The sequence below is a fragment of the Stenotrophomonas rhizophila genome (assembly GCF_003751305.1).
GTDB lineage: Bacteria > Pseudomonadota > Gammaproteobacteria > Xanthomonadales > Xanthomonadaceae > Stenotrophomonas > Stenotrophomonas rhizophila_B.
In genome coordinates, this window is sequence record NZ_RJKV01000002.1 from 924,057 (window position 1) to 943,013 (window position 18,957).

Annotated in this window: 14 protein-coding genes; 12 read left to right on the plus strand and 2 right to left on the minus strand. The window is 67.6% G+C overall.

Features of this window, described 5'->3' with window-relative positions; genetic code table 11:
* Positions 1–25 precede the first annotated feature (25 nt).
* From EDF74_RS12625 to EDF74_RS12640, 4 genes are all read left to right on the plus strand, one after another.
* Positions 26–2,062 (plus strand): methyl-accepting chemotaxis protein, encoded by a 2,037-nt coding sequence (locus tag EDF74_RS12625; protein WP_123730428.1) that lies wholly within the window; start codon positions 26–28, stop codon positions 2,060–2,062.
* A gap of 94 nt (positions 2,063–2,156) precedes the next feature.
* Positions 2,157–8,801, plus strand: coding sequence for an Hpt domain-containing protein (locus EDF74_RS12630; RefSeq protein WP_123730429.1), 6,645 nt, complete (start codon positions 2,157–2,159; stop codon positions 8,799–8,801).
* Positions 8,788–10,110: a chemotaxis protein CheB gene (locus tag EDF74_RS12635; protein ID WP_123730430.1), complete on the plus strand. Its 1,323-nt coding sequence runs from the start codon at positions 8,788–8,790 to the stop codon at positions 10,108–10,110. The genes EDF74_RS12630 and EDF74_RS12635 overlap by 14 nt, the downstream gene beginning before the upstream one ends.
* A gap of 29 nt (positions 10,111–10,139) precedes the next feature.
* Positions 10,140–10,613: a chemotaxis protein CheW gene (locus EDF74_RS12640; RefSeq protein WP_123730431.1), complete on the plus strand. Its 474-nt coding sequence runs from the start codon at positions 10,140–10,142 to the stop codon at positions 10,611–10,613.
* A gap of 62 nt (positions 10,614–10,675) precedes the next feature.
* On the opposite strand, the gene EDF74_RS12645 is transcribed toward EDF74_RS12640, so the two are convergent.
* Both EDF74_RS12645 and bioA read right to left on the minus strand, forming a co-directional pair.
* Positions 10,676–11,410 (minus strand): 16S rRNA (uracil(1498)-N(3))-methyltransferase, encoded by a 735-nt coding sequence (locus EDF74_RS12645; protein ID WP_123730432.1) that lies wholly within the window; start codon positions 11,408–11,410, stop codon positions 10,676–10,678.
* The gene (bioA, locus tag EDF74_RS12650) at positions 11,401–12,792 is read right to left on the minus strand and encodes an adenosylmethionine--8-amino-7-oxononanoate transaminase (RefSeq protein ID WP_123730433.1); all 1,392 of its coding nucleotides are present in this window, start codon (positions 12,790–12,792) and stop codon (positions 11,401–11,403) included. Before bioA ends, EDF74_RS12645 begins: the two co-directional genes overlap by 10 nt.
* Before the next feature lie 50 nt (positions 12,793–12,842).
* Here bioA and nudE point away from each other — a divergent pair, with 50 nt between their 5' ends.
* From nudE to gcvH, 8 genes are all read left to right on the plus strand, one after another.
* On the plus strand, positions 12,843–13,391 hold the full coding sequence (gene nudE, locus EDF74_RS12655) for an ADP compounds hydrolase NudE (RefSeq protein ID WP_121039027.1): 549 nt from the start codon (positions 12,843–12,845) through the stop codon (positions 13,389–13,391).
* Positions 13,388–14,191, plus strand: coding sequence for a 3'(2'),5'-bisphosphate nucleotidase CysQ (gene cysQ / locus EDF74_RS12660; RefSeq protein WP_123730434.1), 804 nt, complete (start codon positions 13,388–13,390; stop codon positions 14,189–14,191). Before nudE ends, cysQ begins: the two co-directional genes overlap by 4 nt.
* Positions 14,192–14,207: 16 nt before the next feature.
* Complete coding sequence (gene mazG, locus EDF74_RS12665) at positions 14,208–15,020, plus strand: nucleoside triphosphate pyrophosphohydrolase (RefSeq protein ID WP_123730435.1); 813 nt, start codon at positions 14,208–14,210, stop codon at positions 15,018–15,020.
* Complete coding sequence (locus EDF74_RS12670; protein WP_123730436.1) at positions 15,017–15,340, plus strand: YnfA family protein; 324 nt, start codon at positions 15,017–15,019, stop codon at positions 15,338–15,340. Before mazG ends, EDF74_RS12670 begins: the two co-directional genes overlap by 4 nt.
* A gap of 95 nt (positions 15,341–15,435) precedes the next feature.
* Positions 15,436–16,398, plus strand: a complete 963-nt coding sequence (locus EDF74_RS12675; RefSeq protein ID WP_046272684.1) for an SPFH domain-containing protein — start codon at positions 15,436–15,438, stop codon at positions 16,396–16,398.
* A gap of 1 nt (position 16,399) precedes the next feature.
* Positions 16,400–16,831, plus strand: a complete 432-nt coding sequence (locus EDF74_RS12680) for an NfeD family protein (RefSeq protein WP_123730437.1) — start codon at positions 16,400–16,402, stop codon at positions 16,829–16,831.
* 85 nt (positions 16,832–16,916) lie between these two features.
* Positions 16,917–18,029 (plus strand): glycine cleavage system aminomethyltransferase GcvT, encoded by a 1,113-nt coding sequence (gene gcvT / locus EDF74_RS12685; RefSeq protein WP_123730438.1) that lies wholly within the window; start codon positions 16,917–16,919, stop codon positions 18,027–18,029.
* A gap of 97 nt (positions 18,030–18,126) precedes the next feature.
* Positions 18,127–18,522, plus strand: coding sequence for a glycine cleavage system protein GcvH (gene gcvH, locus EDF74_RS12690; RefSeq protein ID WP_123730439.1), 396 nt, complete (start codon positions 18,127–18,129; stop codon positions 18,520–18,522).
* Positions 18,523–18,957: the final 435 nt, after the last annotated feature.

Below are 18,957 nucleotides of genomic sequence, written 5' to 3' on the forward strand. Positions count from 1 at the left end.
CCGTATTGAAGATCGAGGTTGAACGATGAGTACTGCTTCGGAATCCGCCAAGGCCGGCAAGCTCGGCTCGGTGGGCACCAATTTCTGGCTCGGCCTGCTGGCCGTGTCGATGATCGTGTTCGGCGTCAACACCGGCGTGGCGACCTGGCAGGGCAGTCGCCTGGCCAGTGCGAGCACCGATGCGGCGAACCTGCAGGTGCTCTCGCAGCAGCTGGCCAACCAGGGCCGTGAAGCGGTCTCGGGCAACGCCCAGGCGTTCACCGCGTTCAAGTTGACCAAGACCGACATCGAAACCACCGTCAGTGCCCTGCAGGGCCGCTACGGCACCGAGACCAATGTCGCCGGCCCGCTCGATGCGCTGATCAAGACGTGGGAGCCGCTCGGCAAGAGCGCCGGCCAGCTGGTCGCCAGTGAACCGGCGGTGCTGGCCCTGGCGGGCAACGCCAACAACTTCGTCAACGGCGTGCCGGCACTGCAGGCGCAGCTGAACGAAGTGGTCCGCGCGATGTCGGCCAGTGGCGCGCCCTCCTCGCAGGTCTACAACGCGCTGCAGCAGGTGGTGGTGGTCGGCTCCATGGCCCGCCGCGTGACCGAAATGCGTGCCGGCGGTGCCAATGCCGCCGCTGCCGGCGATGCGCTCGCCCGCGACTCGGTGGTGTTCACCCAGATTCTGGATGCGCTGCGCAACGGCAACGACGAGCTGGGCATCGCCCCGGTCCGCAACGCCCCGGCGCTGGCCGCACTGGAGCAGTCGCAGAAGCAGTGGGACACCATGAAGCAGGACGCCGATGCGATCCTGGCCAGTTCCCGCCAGCTGTTCGCGGCGCAGTCCTCGGCGGCCGCCCTGACCGGTGGCTCGGCCGACATGCTCCGCGACAGCAAAAAACTGTTCGAGGCGTTTTCTTCGTTCGGCTCGCTGCGCGATACCCGCCTGTTCCCGAATTTCTGGCTGGGTGTGGTGTCCGGTGCGCTCTCGTTGATCGCCATCGTCGGCTTCGTCGGCAGCACCGTGCGCAGCCGCTCGCGCGAGCAGGAACTGCGTTACCAGACCCAGGTGGAGTACAACAGCCGCAACCAGCAGGCCATCATGCGGCTGCTGGACGAAATCAGCTCGCTGGGTGAAGGCGACCTGACGGTGAAGGCCTCGGTGACCGAGGACATGACCGGCGCCATCGCCGACGCCATCAACTACGCCGTGGACGAACTGCGCCATCTGGTGACCACGATCAACGACACCTCGGCCAAGGTTGCCGTGTCGACCCAGGAAACCCAGGCCACGGCGATGCAGCTGGCAGAAGCGGCGGGCCACCAGGCCAACCAGATCACGTCGGCCTCGGACCGCATTGGCGAAATCGCAGCAAGCATCGAACAGGTGTCACGCAACTCGGCCGAGTCGGCCGACGTGGCACAGCGTTCGGTGGTGATCGCTGCCGAGGGTGCCGGCGTGGTGCGCGAGACGATCCAGGGCATGGACCAGATCCGCGACCAGATCCAGGAAACCTCCAAGCGCATCAAGCGGCTGGGCGAATCCTCGCAGGAGATCGGCTCGATCGTGGAACTGATCAACGACATTTCCGAGCAGACCAACATCCTGGCGTTGAACGCCGCGGTGCAGGCCGCCTCGGCCGGTGAGGCCGGTCGCGGTTTCGCGGTGGTGGCCGACGAAGTGCAGCGCCTGGCGGAGCGTACGTCCGGTGCGACGCGACGGATCGAAAACCTGGTGCAGGCCATTCAGGCCGATACCAACGAAGCGGTCAGCTCGATGGAGCAGACCACCGCCGAAGTGGTCTCCGGTGCACGCCTGGCCGAAGACGCCGGTACCGCGCTGACCGAAATCGAGCGCGTCTCCAACGCACTGAACAACCTCATCAAGAACATCTCGATCGCTGCCCAGCAGCAGTCGGCCGCGGCATCGGACATCACCCGCACCATGGGCGTGATCCGTCAGATTACCGGCCAGACCTCGCAGGGCGCGGGACAGACCGCCGAGTCGATCGGCCACCTGGCACAGCTGGCGGCCGACCTGCGCCGCTCGGTTGCCGACTTCAAGCTGCCGGCGTGAGCCGCGGGCAGGGCGGAGAGGGAAGGAACAAGCAGATGATGCATCGCGAGAAATCACCGCACGCCATGTGCGCCGAGCTGCCGGGAGACCTGGCATGAGCACGCTGCGCGATGCCATGAGCCACGCTGCACTGGGCTGGGTCAAGCCGGAGCTGGACGAGACCCTGCGCCAGGTGCGCAACGAGGTCGAGTACTACGTGGAAGACCCTGCCGATGGCAGCCGCATGCGCTTCTGCGCCGGCTACCTGCACCAGGTGCAGGGCACCCTGCGCATGGTCGAGCTGTATGCCCCGGCGATGGTGGCCGAGGAGCTGGAGCAGCTGGCCAATGCGATCGGCGCTGGTGAGGTGCCCGACCGTGATGAAGCCTGCGCCACGCTGATGCGTGGCAGCGTGCTGCTGCCCGATTATCTGGAGCGCCTGCAGAACGGTCACCGCGACATCCCGATCGTGCTGCTGCCGCTGCTCAATGACATCCGCTCGGCGCGCGCCGCGCCGGGTATCAATGAAAGCGTGCTGTTCGCCTTCGCGCCGGACAGTGCGAGCGCCACCGAGGCCGAGCTGGATCATGCGCGCGGCAGCCTGAGCGGGCGCAACCGCGAGCTGCTCGACACCGTCGGCAACGCGGTCAAGGAAGAGCTGCTGCGCATCAAGGATGCGCTGGACCTGCACCTGCGCACCGGCGGCGAGCCGGTGCACCTGCAGACCCAGGTCAACGAACTGGGCGCGGTGGCCGATACGCTGGGCATGATGGGTCTGGGCGTGGCCCGCGGCGTGGTGGTGCAGCAGCGCGACGCACTGCGCGATGTGGTCCAGGGCGTGCAGCAGATCGATGAAACGCTGCTGCTGGATATCGCCGGTGCGCTGCTGTACGTGGATGCCTCGCTGGATGACCAGGTCGCCCATCTGGGCGCGGTCGGCAGCGGCGCAGATGACCCGAGCGTGGCCGAGAACCGGCGCACGGTGGAAGTGCTGGCGCATGAAGCGATCGCCAACTTCGCCGCTGCGCGCGAGCACTTCGTCGCCTTCATCGAAACCAACTGGAACCACCAGCAGCTGCAGGAAGTGCCGCGCCTGCTGGGCGAGGTCGCCGGCGCGCTGCGCATGCTCGATCTGACGGTTCCGGCCGACTACCTGCAGGGCGTGCGCCAGTACATCACGGTGGAACTGCTGGGCAAGCAGCGTGTGCCGAGCGGTCGCCAGCTCGACACCCTGGCCGATGCCATGGCCAGCCTGGAGTACTACCTCGAAGCCCTGCGCGAAGGCCGCGCGGGCCGCGACGAGATTCTGGACATCACCCGCAGCAGTCTGGAAACCCTGCGTTACTGGCCACTGCCGGCTGCCAACCAGCCCTCGGCCGATACCGGGCCGGACGCATTGCCGGTGGCGCCGGAACCTATTGAACTGACCCCGTGGGACGCGCCGGCCGCCGAGCCGATCGCGCTGGGCGTCACCGCCGAGATACCGCGCCCGGCCAACCTGCCGCCGCCGCTGCCGGACTTCACGTTCGATCCGCCGCCGGCCACGACGCCCGCGGCCCCGCCGGCTGCCCTGGTGTTCGATGCGTCGACCGCGCCCATCGCGACCGATGCGCCGCAGTGGACCTTGGCGGGCAACAACGATGTGGACGAACTGCCGACTTTCGCGCATTTCGATCCGATCATCGCCGAAGCACCGGCCGGTGCCGCGTGGGGCGTGCCGCCATTGGTGTCAACGCCGGTGGCGGTCGCCGCCGAGACTGAGCTCGATGCGACGCCGTCGGAACGCACCGACGATGCCGATCCGACCTTCCTGGAGATGCCTGCATTCGTGGCGGACGGCACCGGGTTCGACCCGGTTGCGGCCGAGCACGAGGCGCTGGAGCTGAGCGACGAGCCGATCGAGTTCACCTTCGATGAGCGGCTGGACAACGCTGATGACGTGTTGTCGCTGCAGATCGACGATGCCGACCCGGAATCCGGATCGGCATCCGGATCGGTGCCTGACGACGCAGACGTCCAGGCGCTTCCCACTTTCCTTCAGGACATCCCGGTTGCATCTGCGGACGAGAGTGACCGCGCGTTGAGCGCCCCTGTCGTTGATGAGATCGACGACGTCGGCCAAGCGCAGGATGCCGCAGCGGCCTCACTTTCGACCTCGGGCGTGCAGGACGCCGTCATCCGCAAGATTGAGCTGGACGACGAATCGGTGCGGTTCCTGGCCGAGCTGGATGCCGCCGCCGCACAGTTCCGCGCGGAGGGTGTCGATCCCGTTGCTGCACCGATCACCGGCCTGGTGGCCGAGGTCGCTGCCGTGACTGCCGAGGACACCAGTATCGAGGCCGGCTTCGAGGACGATGGCGAGAACATCGACCAGGACATCCGCGAAGTCTTCATCGAGGAGTTCGACGAAGAGCTGGTGAACCTGGGCAACCTGCTCCCGGCCTGGCGCATCGCACCGGACAACATGGACCGGCTGCGACCGATCCGCCGCGTGTTCCACACCCTCAAGGGCAGTGGTCGCCTGGTCGGTGCACGCACCCTGGGAGAATTCAGCTGGAAGATCGAGGGCATGCTCAACCGCGTGCTCGACGGCAGCCGTCCGGCCTCGCCGGCGGTGGTCGCGCTGGTCGGGCAGGCCTACGACGTCCTGCCGCAGCTCAACGCCGCGCTGCGTGATGGCAGCCGCGTGACCGCCGACCTCCAGGCGATGCAGGCGATCGCCGATCGCGTGGCCGCAGGCGAAGAGACCTTCCATGTTCCGCTGCAGCGCCCGGTGGCGCCGGCGGCGACCGTGCCGGATCCGGTGGCAGTCGATACCGTGCCCGTGCCCGCGCCGGTGGTGGAAAGCACCCCGGCCAACATCGACAGCGTCCTGCGCGAGATCCTGGAAGCCGAGGTCGAGGTGCACCAGGCCACGCTGCAGGCATGGTTGGACAGCGCGTCCGACGCGTCGCAGCCGGTCACCGATGGCCTGCTGCGCGCGGTGCACACCATGAATGGCGCCTTCGCCATGACCGACGTGCCGGAAATCACTGCCGTCACCGGTGCGGCAGAGAGTTACATCAAGCGTTCGCTGGCCGCCGATGCGCTGCCCAGTGACGCAGGTCTGCAGGCACTGGGGGAGACCTGTGCCGCGATCACCACCACGATGGAGGCCCTGCAGGACGAGGCGCCGCGCGTGCCGGTCCAGCGCGCACTTGCTGCCCGCTTGGTCGCCCTGGCCGACACACTGCCCGAAGCGCGCTGGCCGGCGCTGGTCGATGACGAACGGGACCTGGCGGAGGATGACTCGGCGCTGGACGTGACCGATGCCGCCTCCCTTGCGGACATGGACGCCGACGTGGCTGCTCACGCCAGCGACGCTGGGCAAGCCATCGCTGCAGAAGAAGCCGTCGTTGCAGAAGAAGCCATCGCTGATCACGCGCCGGCCGACGTGGAGGCACCGGTTCTGGAGAGCATCGATGACGCTGCCGATGCCGACCTGCAGCAGGGGCTGATCGAGGCCGACGGCCTGACCCTGGTCGACGGGGATACCGTCGACGTCGACGTCGAGGCCACGGCTGACCACGCGCTGGTCGCGGCGGAACTGACTGGAACCGATGATCTGTCCGCCTACTTCGACGGTGGGTTGCCGGCGTCGCCGGTGCTCAACGAAGTTCACAACACGCAGGACACCGCGGCCGAGGAGACCGATCTGGACGCGGTGCACGCCGGTCTGGATGCCGTGGAACTCACCTCGGCCGAAGATCTGTCGCGGTACTTCGATCACCTCACCCCATCCGAGCTGGCGGCCGATCCGGAGCCTGGTGCTACGACGGCCGTGATGGACGAACCACAGGACGTTGCCGGAGCGTTTGCCGACGCCGAGGTCGACGCCGAAGCCGACGCCGACGCCGAAGCCGATAGCGTCGAGACAACCCTCGATGCATCTCACCCCGGCGGCAGCGGGGCTGTGCCGGCTGGCGCATACGCGGTCGCCGTGGACGACGCCGCCAACGACGGCTGGCGCGACACCGACGGGCGCGATGAGAACGACGACGACGCGCAGGCGCTGGACGACATCCTGCCGCCGCCGCCAGCCTTCGGCGAGGTGGTGGATGCGCAGCAGGCCATCGACGACGGCCTGACCGTGCTCGATGCACCGGATGCCGACGCGGGCGAAGACAACGGTGTGCTCGGTCTGGATGCCACGGTCGACGCACCGGTGGAAGGGGACGCCTTTGCCGAAGCCTTCGAAGCGACCGATACCGCAGACGCAGACGACAGCGAACCCACCGACGCCGCACCCGCGCGCTTCTTTGAACTGGAAGACGCGCCGGCGCCGGCCACCACCGCTCCGCAGCCTGCCGACACCGCATTCGGGGCGGCAGCATCGGACGATGACGTTGAACTCGATGCCGGCGACGCCCTCGATTTCACCCAGCTCGATCAGGAGCTGGTCGATATTTTCGTGGAGGAAGGCAAGGATCTGCTCGACCATTGCGATGGTCTGATCAGCGAACTGCGTGCCGCACCGCAGGACCGCGACGTCATCGCCGGTCTGCAGCGCGACCTGCACACCCTCAAGGGTGGCGCACGCATGGCCGGCATCAATCCCATCGGTGATCTCGGCCATGGGATCGAATCGCTGCTGGAAGCCGTGGCAGCCAACCGCACCGATATCGACCGCAGCGATGTGCATCTGCTGGAGCGTGGCTTCGATCGTCTGCATCAGTTGCTGACCCGGACCGGGCAGCACCGCACCGTGGCCATGCCGGACGACCTGATCGCCGCCTTCGAGCAGCGCACCCAGGGCCGTGCCGAGCCGGAGCAGATCGAGACCACCGAGCAGACACTTGCTTCCGGCGACGCCAAGGTCGAAGCCGCGATCGCCGCGCTCGTCGCTGCCCCGTTGTCCGCACCGGTGCCGCTGGAGACCGCCAGCGAAGACGACGGTCTGCCGCGTCCGCAGCAGGAGCAGGTGCGCGTGCGCGCCGATCTGCTCGACCGCCTGGTCAATCATGCCGGTGAAGTGGCGATCTACCGTTCGCGTCTGGAACAGCAGCTTGGCGCCTTCCGCGGCGCCATGGGCGAACTGGACCGTACCAATGCCCGTCTGCGCGATCAGCTGCGCCGCCTGGACCTGGAAACCGAAGCGCAGATCGTGGCGCGCTATCAGCGTGAGCAGGACCAGGCCGATCACAAGTTCGACCCGCTGGAACTGGATCGCTTCTCCACGCTGCAGCAGCTCAGCCGCGCGCTGAACGAATCGGCGGCCGATCTGGGCGGCCTGCAGGGCGTGCTGGACGACCTCTCGCGCCAGTACGACGTGCTGCTGCAACAGCAGTCACGCGTCAGTTCGGAACTGCAGGACGGCCTGATGCGCGCGCGCATGGTGCCGTTCGATGGCCTCGTACCGCGGCTGCGCCGGGTCGTGCGCCAGGCTGGCCAGGACACCGGCAAGCAGGTCCACGTCACCCTGGAAGGCACCCACGGCGAACTGGACCGCAACGTGCTCGACCGCATGGTCGCGCCGCTGGAACACATGCTGCGCAACTCGGTGGCACATGGTCTGGAAACCCCCGCACAGCGCCGTGCCGCCGGCAAGCCGGAGGAAGGCGAAATCGCCATCCGCCTGCGCCGCGAAGGCTCGGAAATCGTGCTGGAAGTCGCCGACGATGGCGCCGGGCTGGACCGCGAGGCGATCCGTCGCCGTGCCGAACAGCGTGGCCTGATCGCCGCCGATGCGGTGCTGGGCGATGCCGAACTGGACGCGATGATTTTCTCGCCCGGCTTCAGCACCGCCGACCAGGTCAGCCAGCTGGCCGGCCGTGGCGTGGGCATGGACGTGGTGCACAACGAAGTGCGCCAGCTCGGCGGCTCGGTGGACATCCACTCCGTGCGCGGGCAGGGCGTCACCTTCACCCTGCGCCTGCCGCAGACGCTGGCCGTCACCCAGGCGGTGTTCGTGCAGATCGGCGACACCACGTTCGCGGTGCCGGTGGCCTCGGTCAGCGGCATCGGCCGGATCTCGCGCGAGCGCTTTGAAACCGCCGATGGCGACTACCACTACGGCGGCGAAGCGTTCGCGCTGCACGATCTGGGGACGCTGATCGGCCAGGCCCAGGCCCGTGCCGAAGGCCAGGCCCAGGTGCCGCTGCTGCTGGTGCGCGCGGGCGACCTGCGCGTGGCCGTGGCGATCGACCAGGTGCTCGGCAACCGCGAAATCGTGGTCAAGCCGGTCGGCCTGCAGATCGCCTCGGTGCCGGGTATCTACGGTGCGACGATCACCGGCGACGGCCGCGTGGTGGTCATCCTCGACGTTGCGCCGCTGGTACGCCGTTACATCGCCAATCCGCACAAGCCGATCGCCCCGACCACCCAGGTCAGCGACCGCGATGCACCGCTGGTGATGGTGGTCGATGACTCGCTGACCATGCGCAAGGTCACCGGCCGCATCCTGGAGCGCCACAACTTTGATGTGACCGTCGCGCGCGATGGCATCGAAGCCCTGGAGCGCCTGGAAGAGCGCGTGCCCGATCTGATGCTGCTGGACATCGAAATGCCGCGGATGGACGGCTACGAGCTGGCCAGCGTGATGCGTGCGGACCCGCGTTACCAAGGGGTGCCGATCGTGATGATCACCTCGCGCAGCGGCGACAAGCACCGTCAGCGCGCCTTCGAAATCGGTGTCCAGCGCTACCTGGGCAAGCCGTACCAGGAGCTGGATCTGATGCGCAACGTGTACGACCTGCTGGGGATCGCCCGTGTCCGCGAGTGATGGCCCCACCTTGTTGACGATCGCGCTGCTGGCCCGTCCGGGTGCGGCCCGTGACCGACTGCGCGAAGCGCTGGATCATGCCGGCGCGCAGGTGGTGCTGGAGGACGACCCGATCACGCTCGAGCTTCAGACCCTGCGCGACGCCGATCCCGGTGCCGTGCTGATCGCACTGGAGCCGGCAATCGAGGATGCCCTTGAACGGCTGGACCCGGTGCTGGGCTCGCCATCGCTGACCCTGATCTTCGATGAGGCCGACCTGGCCGCGCGTCGGGATGGCTGGGAGGCGCAACGCTGGGCGCGGCATCTGGTGGCCAAGCTGCACGGTCATCAGGATGTGCTGCCGCCGGGCTCGGAGCAGGACCAGCATCTGCAGCCCGAACCGGGCCTGCCGGTGACGCCGGCCGAGCTGCATGCCGATGCGCCGCTGGAATTCCACCTGCGCGAAGCCGCCGATGCCGCCCCTGAGGTTCCCGCCGATGGCCTGTACCAGGCGCCGCAGGACCTGCGCGAGCCGGTCTCGCTGGAGGACGCGCTGGCTGCGCTGCAGCCGGCCCAGGACGAACCGCACCCGCCTGCGATGCCCGCTGCGGCACCGCCCGCCGACCTCGCCGCGGCAGTCGCGCCGGTCACCGCGATCGGGGATCACAGCCGCTGGTCGCTGGTGGAGGAGCACGTCGTAACGTCGCCCGCTGCATCAACGGCGGAGGCCGTACCGGAGCGCTTCGATATCGACCGGCTGTCGCTGGTCGAGCTTGAGCCCGATACGGGAATCGAGGGTGGGTGCCGCGGTGCCGTGCTGGTCCTGGCCGGTATCGGTGGGCCGGACGCGCTGCGTCGTCTGCTCGCTGCGCTGCCTGAAGCCCTGAGCACGGCGATCCTGGTGCACATGCGCCTGGACGGCGGTCGCTACGGCAATCTGGTCAAGCAGATGGCGCGCGTGTCTGCGTTGCCGGTGGTGCTGGCCGAAGTGGCACAGCCGGTGGACGCCGGACAGGTCTACGTCCTGCCGGACGACGTGGGCGTCGTCGCCAGCCAGGGCGGTCTGCAGTTCATTGCCGACACCGCCGGGATCCAGATCGATGCCCTGCCGGCGGCGCATAGTGGTGTGGTCCTGCTCAGTGGCGCGGACGCCGCCCAGCTGGATGCCGTGCTTGCGCTGGCGGCTGCAGGTGCCTGGGTTGCCGGTCAGGTGGGCGAAGGCTGCTACGACCCGACGGCGGCCAGTGCCGTGGTGGTCGCAGGGCAGGACGCCGGTGAACCGCCGCAGCTTGCCGCCACCATCGCCGAACGCTGGGGCGTGGACGCGTAAGCGCGTCACGCTCCTTTAAAGGAAGACCCATGAGCTACGCCAGCAACGACGAAATCCGCGGTGTCCTGATCCAGGCCGGGCACGAACGCGTGCTGCTGCCCAACGCCACCGTGGCCGAGATGATGTCCAAGGTGCCGATCGAAACGGTACCCGACGCACCGGCCTGGCTGGTCGGTCAGATCGCCTGGCACGGCTGGGACGTGCCGCTGCTGTCGTTCGCCCGGTTGTCCGGGCAGGGCGACGAACCGGTCGTGACCAACAACAAGGTGGTGGTGCTCAAGGCGCTGGGTGGCAATGCCCGCCGCCCGTACTTTGCCCTGCTGACCCAGACCTTCCCGCAGCTGATCGCGGTGCCGCGCGACGGTCTGCTGGCCGATGCCTCCGAGGAGACCCTGCCGCAAGGTGTGCACATGCGCGTCCTGCTGGGCGAACAGAGCGCGCTGCTGCCCGACCTGGATGCGCTGGAAGCGGCGCTGGACGAGGCATTCCCCGTCGCGGGGTGATGTAATAACGGGGACGGGGGTAGTTAATCGGCGCGATTAACTACCCCCGTCCCCGTTATTCTTCAGCCCAGATCGCCCAACCGTGCCTGCACGGCAGCGATCGCCGCCAAGCCTGCGGTCTCGGTGCGCAGCACCCGCGGGCCCAGCTGCAAGCCCTGGAAGCCTGCTGCCGCCAGTGCTTGGCGGTCGCGCGGCGACCAGCCGCCTTCCGGGCCGATCGCGATCACCACGCCGCCCGGTGCGGCCGAGAGCGTCGACAGGCGGTGCTCCCCCTGCGGGTCCAGGGTCAACTTCACGGCCGCGGCCGGGAGCGCGTTGGCGGCGTCCTGCAGCGAGCGCGGCGCGGCCACGGTCGGCACCCGGGCGCGGCCGGACTGACCACAGGCCGACACCACCACGCTGTGCCAGTGCGCCAGCCGCTTCTCGGCACGCGCCGCATCCAGCTTCACTTCGGTGCGTTCGGCGTTGACCGGCACGAAGGCCTGCACCCCCAGTTCGGTGGCCTTCTGCAGGATCAGGTCCATCTTTTCCCCGCGGGCGATGCCCTGCAGCAGGGTGATGTGCAAGGGCGACTCGTTGTCCAATGCGGTGGCGGCCTCGATCCGCACCTGCGCATCGCGCTTGCCGACGGCCACCAGCGTGGCGCTGTAGTCCTGGCCATCGCCGTTGAACAGCACGCAGCCGTCGCCTTCGCGCAGGCGCATCACGCGGACCAGATGGTTGGCGGCGTCCTCGGGCAGTGCCAGCGTCTGCCCGACCGCCAGCGGATGATCGATATGGCTGCGGGTCACGCGCATGCGACGGCCTCGTCGATGGCGGCAAGGGTGGTCAGGGCAAGCAGGTCCAAATGTTCATCCTCAACGCAGTACGGCGGCATCCAATACAGCACATTGCCCAGTGGGCGCAGCACCACACCGCGTTTGAGCGCGGCTTTATAAGCATGCAACCCGATCCGGGCCTCGGCCGGGAACGGCGTGCGCTTGTCGCCGTTGCGGGTCAGTTCGAAGGCCACCACCATCCCGGCCTGGCGCACATCGGCGACATGCGCGTGGTCGGCGAACGGCGCGGCCAGGGTGCGCATCACCTCGGCGGTACTGCGGTTGCGCGCGATCACGTCTTCACCGGCGAAGATGTCCAAGGTCGCCAGCGCGGCGGCGCAGGCCAGCGGATTGCCGGTGTAGCTGTGCGAATGCAGGAAGGCGCGCTCGCGTGAATCATCCAGGAAGGCGTCGTAGAGCGCCTGGGTGGCCAGCACTGCCGACAGCGGCAGGAAACCGCCGGTCAGGCCTTTGGACAGGCACAGCAGATCCGGCATTACCCCGGCCTGTTCGCAGGCGAACATCGTGCCGGTGCGGCCGAAGCCGGTGGCGATCTCATCGGCGATCAGGAAGGCACCATTGGCATCGCACAGCGCGCGCGCACGCTGCAGATAGACCGGGTCGTACATGCGCATGCCGCCCGCGCACTGCAGACGCGGCTCCAGGATCACCGCGCAGATTTCGCCCGGGTGCTGGTCGAACAGCGTGGCCAGTGCATCGGCGGCCTGGTGCGCGCGCTGCGCGGCGCTCTGGCCCGGCTCGGCCAGGTAGGCATCGGGCGAGGGCGCGAACAGCGCCTCGGTCAGCAGCGGCGCATACACGCGCCGATACAGGGGAATATCGCCGACGGACAGCGCGCCCAGGGTTTCGCCGTGATAGCCATTCTCCAGCGCGACGAACCGGGTGCGGTGGTTCTCGCCCCGGTTGCGGAAGTAGTGGAACGCCATCTTCAGCGCCACCTCGACCCCGGCCGAGCCGTTGTCGGCGTAGAACACCTTGGCCAGCGGGTCGCGTCCGGTCTGGCGTGGCGCCATCGCCAGCAGGCGCTCGGCCAGCTGTACCGCCGGCGCGTGACTGAAGCCGGCCAGCATCACCTGTTCCAGCTGGGTGGCCTGCTGGGCGATGGCCGCAGCGATGCGCGGTTGCGCATGGCCGAACAGATTGGTCCACCAACTGCTCACCGCGTCCAGATAGCGATGGCCGTCATGGTCGATCAGCCAGGGGCCTTCGCCACGGGCGATCGGCAGCAGGGGCAGGGTGTCCGGGTGCTCGCGCATCTGCGTGCACGGGTGCCACAGGACGGCCAGATCGCGTTGCCGCCACTGATCGGCCAGCGTGAGAGGGGCTGGGTCTGCTAGCATTTCGGGCTCATGAACACGTTTTCACCAGTACCCATTCTAGAGATGCTCGCATGAGCCGTCGCCTGCCCATCATCCACCAGATCACGGACGAGGAAAGCGGGCCGTTCCAGCGCCAGCATCTGGATCTGGAGTTCTCCAATGGCGAACGCCGCCGCTTCGAACGGCTCGTAACCCGCGGCCATGGGGCCGTGGTGGTGGTGCCGATGCTCGATGACGAGACCGTGCTGCTGGTGCGTGAGTACGCCGCCGGCATGCACCGTTATGAGCTGGGGCTGGTGAAAGGCCGCATCGATGCCGGCGAAACCCCCGAGCAGGCCGCCGACCGTGAATTGAAGGAAGAGGCCGGTTACGGCGCCCGCCGGGTCGACGTGCTGCGCGCGATGACGCTGGCCCCCACCTATATGAGCCATCAGTCCTGGCTGGTGGTGGCGCGGGATCTGTACCCCGAGCGCCTGGTCGGTGATGAGCCGGAGGAGCTGGAGGTCGTGCCGTGGAAGCTGGCCGATCTGGACCAGTTGATGCTGCGCGAAGATTTCTCCGAAGGCCGATCGCTGGCGGCGCTGTTCATCGCACGCGAGTGGCTGGGACGGAAGGAATGATCAAACTCACGACGGATCTGCGCGAAACCGTCATCGCCATCGCCCAGGACGCGGCCGCCGCCATCATGGCGGTGTATGCCACGCCGTTCGATGTGGAGATCAAATCCGACCACAGCCCGGTCACGGCGGCCGATCTCGGCGCCAACCAGGTGATCGAGCGTGGGCTGGCCCAGCTCACTCCGGAGCTGCCGATCCTCTCCGAGGAATCGGCGCAGGTGCCGTGGGAGATCCGCCAGCACTGGGGCGCGTACTGGCTGGTCGATCCGCTGGATGGCACCCGCGAATTCGTCAAACGCAACGACGAGTTCAGCGTCAACATCGCGCTGATCTACCAGGGCGCGCCGGCGTTCGGCGTAGTGCTCGCCCCGGCCACGGGCCAGATCTGGCATGCGATGCGCGGCGAACTCGCCTACCGCCGCGACGGTATGCGCGATTCGGTGCTGCGGACCCGCACGCCCGCCTCGGCGCCGCTGCGGGTGGCCGCCAGCCGCTCGCATCGCAGCGAGCAGACGCAGGCCCTGCTGGACCGCATGGGCGATATCGAGGTGCTCGCACAGGGTTCCTCGCTTAAATTCTGCCGCCTGGCCGAAGGCACGCTGGACGTCTACCCGCGGCTCGGCCCGACCGCCGAGTGGGATACCGCCGCCGGACAGTGCGTGCTGCACGCCGCCGGTGGCGCGGTACTCTCGGCCGAGACCGGCAAGCCGTTCCGCTACAACCGCCGCGAGAGCCTCTTGAACGGCGACTTCATCGCGCTCGGCGATACCCGCCTGCCGTGGCGTGCGTGGCTGCCCGCCTGACCTGACTGGAGCAACGATGCCTGCCACCCCTGAACTGGACCGCCTGCTGGGCATCATGGCGCGCCTGCGCGATCCGCAGCAGGGCTGCCCGTGGGACCTGCAGCAGGACTTCGCCAGCATCGCCCCGTACACCATCGAGGAAGCCTACGAGGTCGCCGATGCGATCGACCGCGGCGATCTGGATGACCTCAAGGATGAACTCGGCGACCTGCTGCTGCAGGTGGTCTTCCACGCGCAGATGGCGCAGGAGCAGGGCGCGTTCGGGTTTGCCGACGTGGCCCGCACGATCAGCGACAAGATGGAGCGCCGGCACCCGCACGTGTTCGCCCAGGTCCAGGTGGACGGGGCCGATGACGTCAACAGCAACTGGGAAGCGATCAAGCGCGCCGAGCGTGCTGCAAAGGGCCACACCGATACCTCGGCACTGGCCGGCATCTCGGGTGGCCTGCCGGAGTGGCAGCGGGCGGTGAAGCTGCAGGCACGCGCAGCGCGGGTCGGGTTCGACTGGCCGGGCCCCGCGCCGGTGATGGACAAGGTGCGCGAAGAACTGGACGAAGTCGCTGCTGAATTCGCGCGTGGCCCGGTCGAGGAGAATCAGGCACGCCTGCAGGAAGAGCTGGGCGATCTGCTGTTCGTCTGCGCCAATCTGGCCCGTCACGCCAAGGTCGATGTCGGTGCCGCCCTGCGGCTGGCCAACCACAAATTCGAACGGCGTTTCCGCGCGATGGAAGCACAGGCCGAGGCGGCCGGACAGTCCATGGGTGCGCTCGATCTGGAGGCGCAGGAAGCGCTCTGGCAGCGGGCCAAGGATGCCGAGCGCACGGGATGAACACCCTGCTGCTGTTTGTCGTGACCGCCGTGGCCGAGATCGTCGGCTGCTACCTGCCCTGGCTGTGGCTGCGCAAGGACGGCAGCGCCTGGCTGCTGCTGCCGGCGGCCGTCAGCCTGGCGTTGTTCGCCTGGCTGCTGACCCTCCACCCGACCGCCAGCGGGCGCGTCTATGCCGCCTATGGCGGGGTCTATATCGGCACTGCACTGATGTGGCTGTGGCTGGTGGATGGCATCCGTCCCAGCCGGTGGGACCTGCTCGGCGTCGGCCTGTGCCTGGTCGGCATGATGGTCATCATGTTCGCCCCGCGCACCGCCTGATCCTGCCTGACGGGCACCCAGGACACTCCCCGACGCCGGTGTGAAGACGGCGTGGCTATACTCGACCTACGATTCCGGGGAAAGGGAGTGACCTGATGTTTCCAACCATGCTGTTCTCGCTGGTGCTGGCCTTCGTGGCCGTTGTCATTCTGTTCAAGGCCGTGCGGATGGTGCCGCAGGGCTATGAATGGACCGTGGAGCGCTTCGGCCGCTACACCCACACCATGTCGCCCGGCCTGCATTTCCTGATCCCGATCGTCTATGGGGTCGGCCGCAAGGTGAACATGATGGAGCAGGTGCTGGACGTGCCCAGCCAGGAAGTGATCACCAAGGACAACGCCGCCGTGCGCGTGGATGGCGTGGTGTTCTTCCAGGTGCTCGATGCGGCCAAAGCGGCCTACGAGGTCGCCAACCTGGAGGTGGCGATGATCGCGCTGGTGCAGACCAACATCCGCACCGTGATCGGCTCGATGGACCTGGATGAATCGCTCAGCCAGCGTGAGGTGATCAATGCCCAGCTGCTGAGCGTGGTCGACCATGCCACCAACCCGTGGGGCGTGAAAGTGAACCGCATCGAGATCCGCGACATCCAGCCGCCGCGCGATCTGCTCGATGCGATGGCGCGGCAGATGAAGGCCGAGCGCGAAAAGCGCGCGCAGATCCTGGAAGCCGAAGGCTCGCGTCAGTCCGAGATCCTGCGCGCCGAAGGCGAGAAGCAGGCCACCGTGCTGGAGGCCGAGGGCCGCAAGGAAGCTGCCTTCCGCGATGCCGAAGCGCGCGAGCGCCTGGCCGAGGCGGAGGCCAAGGCGACCACGATGGTCTCCGAGGCGATCGCCCAGGGCGACGTGCAGGCGATCAACTACTTCATCGCGCAGAAGTACGTGGAAGCTTTCAAGGAACTGGCAACCTCGCCGAACCAGAAGCTGGTGCTGATGCCGATGGAGGCCAGCGGCGTCATCGGCTCGATCGCCGGCGTGGCTGAACTGGCGCGCGAAGCGTTCGCCAAGCAGGAAGAGAAGAAAGCCACGCGCGGCGTCCCGCCGCGGATCGGAGGCTGACATGCGCTGGGAAGTGGTGGCCTGGGGCGCGCTGGCACTGGTGCTGTTCGCCGCCGAGGCGCTCGCGCCCGGCGCCTTCATGTTGTGGATCGGGATCGGTGCGGCGGCCGTGTTCGTTCTGGTCGCGGTGTTCGCCGACGTCCCCCTGTTGTGGCAGGTGGTCGCCTTCGTGGTGCTCAGCGTGGTCTCGATCCAGTGCTATCGCCGCTGGGGGCGATCGCACGATCGCCAGAGTGATCAGCCGCTGTTGAACCGGCGCGCGGAGCAGTTGATCGGGCGGGTAGTGGTGCTCGACCAGGGCATCGTGGCCGGCAAGGGCCGGGCCAAGATCGACGATGCGTTCTGGGTGGTCGCCGGGCCGGATCTGCCGGCCGGCAGCCCGGTGCGCGTGGTGGCGGTGGAAGGGATGACGCTGAAGGTGCAGCAGGCCTGATCCGCGGTTTTCCCGCACCGCCGCAGGCGTTGTGAAGACGGTTCTGGGATAATGATGGCTTGCCTTCATTCCCCCGGAACCGGTCATGACCCAGAAGACGCTTCTCAACGATACCCACCGCGCACTCGGCGCCAAGATGGTCGATTTCGGTGGTTGGGACATGCCCATTCATTACGGTTCGCAGCTGGACGAGCATCATCTGGTGCGCGGCGATGCCGGCATGTTCGACGTCAGCCACATGACCGTGGTCGACCTGCGCGGTGAGCAGGTCAAGCCGTTCCTGCGCACGCTGCTGGCCAACTCGGTGGACAAGCTCAAGGCCACCGGAAAGGCCCTCTACTCGTGCATGCTCAATGCCCGCGGCGGCGTGATCGACGACCTGATCGTCTACTACATGGCTGACGATTTCTTCCGCATGGTGGTCAACGCCTCGACCCGCGAGAAGGACCTGGCCTGGATCCGCGAGCAGGCGGCAGCCTTCAACGTGGAGGTCATCGAGCGCGAAGACCTGGCCATCATCGCCGTGCAGGGCCCCACCGCGCGCGAACGCGTGATCGGCCTGCTGGGCGAGGGCGACCGCGCGGCGCTGGAAAAGCTGGGCCGCTTCGCCGCCCTGGAGACGGCCACCGCCGACGGCACCGCGCTGTTCGTGGCGCGTACCGGCTACACCGGTGAAGACGGTTTCGAGATCCTGCTGCCGCAGACCGCCGTGGTCGCGTTCTGGAATGCGCTGAGCGCCGCGGGTGTGCGTCCGGCCGGCCTGGGTGCGCGCGATACGCTGCGACTGGAAGCCGGCATGAATCTCTACGGCCAGGACATGGACGAGGAGATCACGCCTTATGAAGCCGGCCTGGCGTGGACCGTCGCACTGGACGAAGGCCGCGACTTCATCGGGCGCGATGTGCTCGAGGCGCAGAAGGCGGCCGGTAACGCCCGCCAGCTGATCGGCCTGGTCATGGATGAGAAGGGCGTGCTGCGTCACGGCCAGGTCGTGCTCACCGCCAGCGGCGAGGGCGAGATCCTGTCCGGCACCTTCTCGCCGACCCTGGGCAAGGGCATCGCGTTCGCCCGCGTGCCGGGTGGCGAACTGGGGGACGTTCGCGTGGATATCCGAGGCAAGCAGATTCCAGTGCGCGTGGTGAAGTTTCCGTTCGTGCGCGAAGGCCAGGCCCAGCCCGGCGTGTTGATCGACGGCTGATGCCGTGATGTATCCGGTGCGGACGCGTTCGTGTCCGCGCCGGTTGGTTACACTACCCCCGTTTCTTGACCCCCCTGATATTCCTCGGAGCAGTCCCATGAGCGAGATCCCCGGCGACCTCAAATTCCTCAAGTCCCACGAGTGGGCACGCGTTGAAGGCAGCGGCCGCGTCACCGTCGGTATTTCCGACCACGCCCAGGGCCTGCTTGGCGACCTGGTCTATGTTGAATTGCCGGAGGTTGGCCAGGAGGTCAAGGCCGGCGAACAGGCTGCCGTGGTCGAGTCGGTCAAGGCCGCTTCGGACGTGTACAGCCCGATCACCGGCACGGTGGTCGAGGTCAATTCGGCCCTGAGCGACAAGCCGGAAACCATCAACGAAGACGCCTACGGCGACGGCTGGATCTACGTCGTCGAAGTGGCCGGCCTGGACGAAGTCAACGACCTGCTGGGTCCGGACGACTACGCCGAGCTGCTGGAAAACGAAGATCATTGATCGTCGTGTCTGCTGAAAAACGGCCGCCTGGGTGCGGCCGTTTTTTTTTGCCTGCTTGCCCGGGCATGCGTCGATCGCGTTAGTGGTGCGTGAGGATTGCACTGCGTGCGCGATGGGCGGTGGTCGCGACGGCAGGCTCATGACGATCGGTTCGGTGCCGATGCGCGCCGGTGATCTGGTCTGCGGCGACGCGCCGACGGCATGCCCAGCAGGCATCCAAGCGGGTGTGCGGCGACGTTCAATGGCGAACGCCAGGCGCGAACATGTCGGTGCCGAACGGTCAAAAGTTTGCGCAGTTACGCGAATCGGGTCGAAAAAAGCGCGGGCAGATGTGAAAAGTTTTGCGGTCTGTTTAAGGTGCGCACGGGGAGTCCCGTGGCGGGGGTGATGGCATGCGATGCGCGCGTGCCGTTGCGGGGCGGCGCACGCCGATGT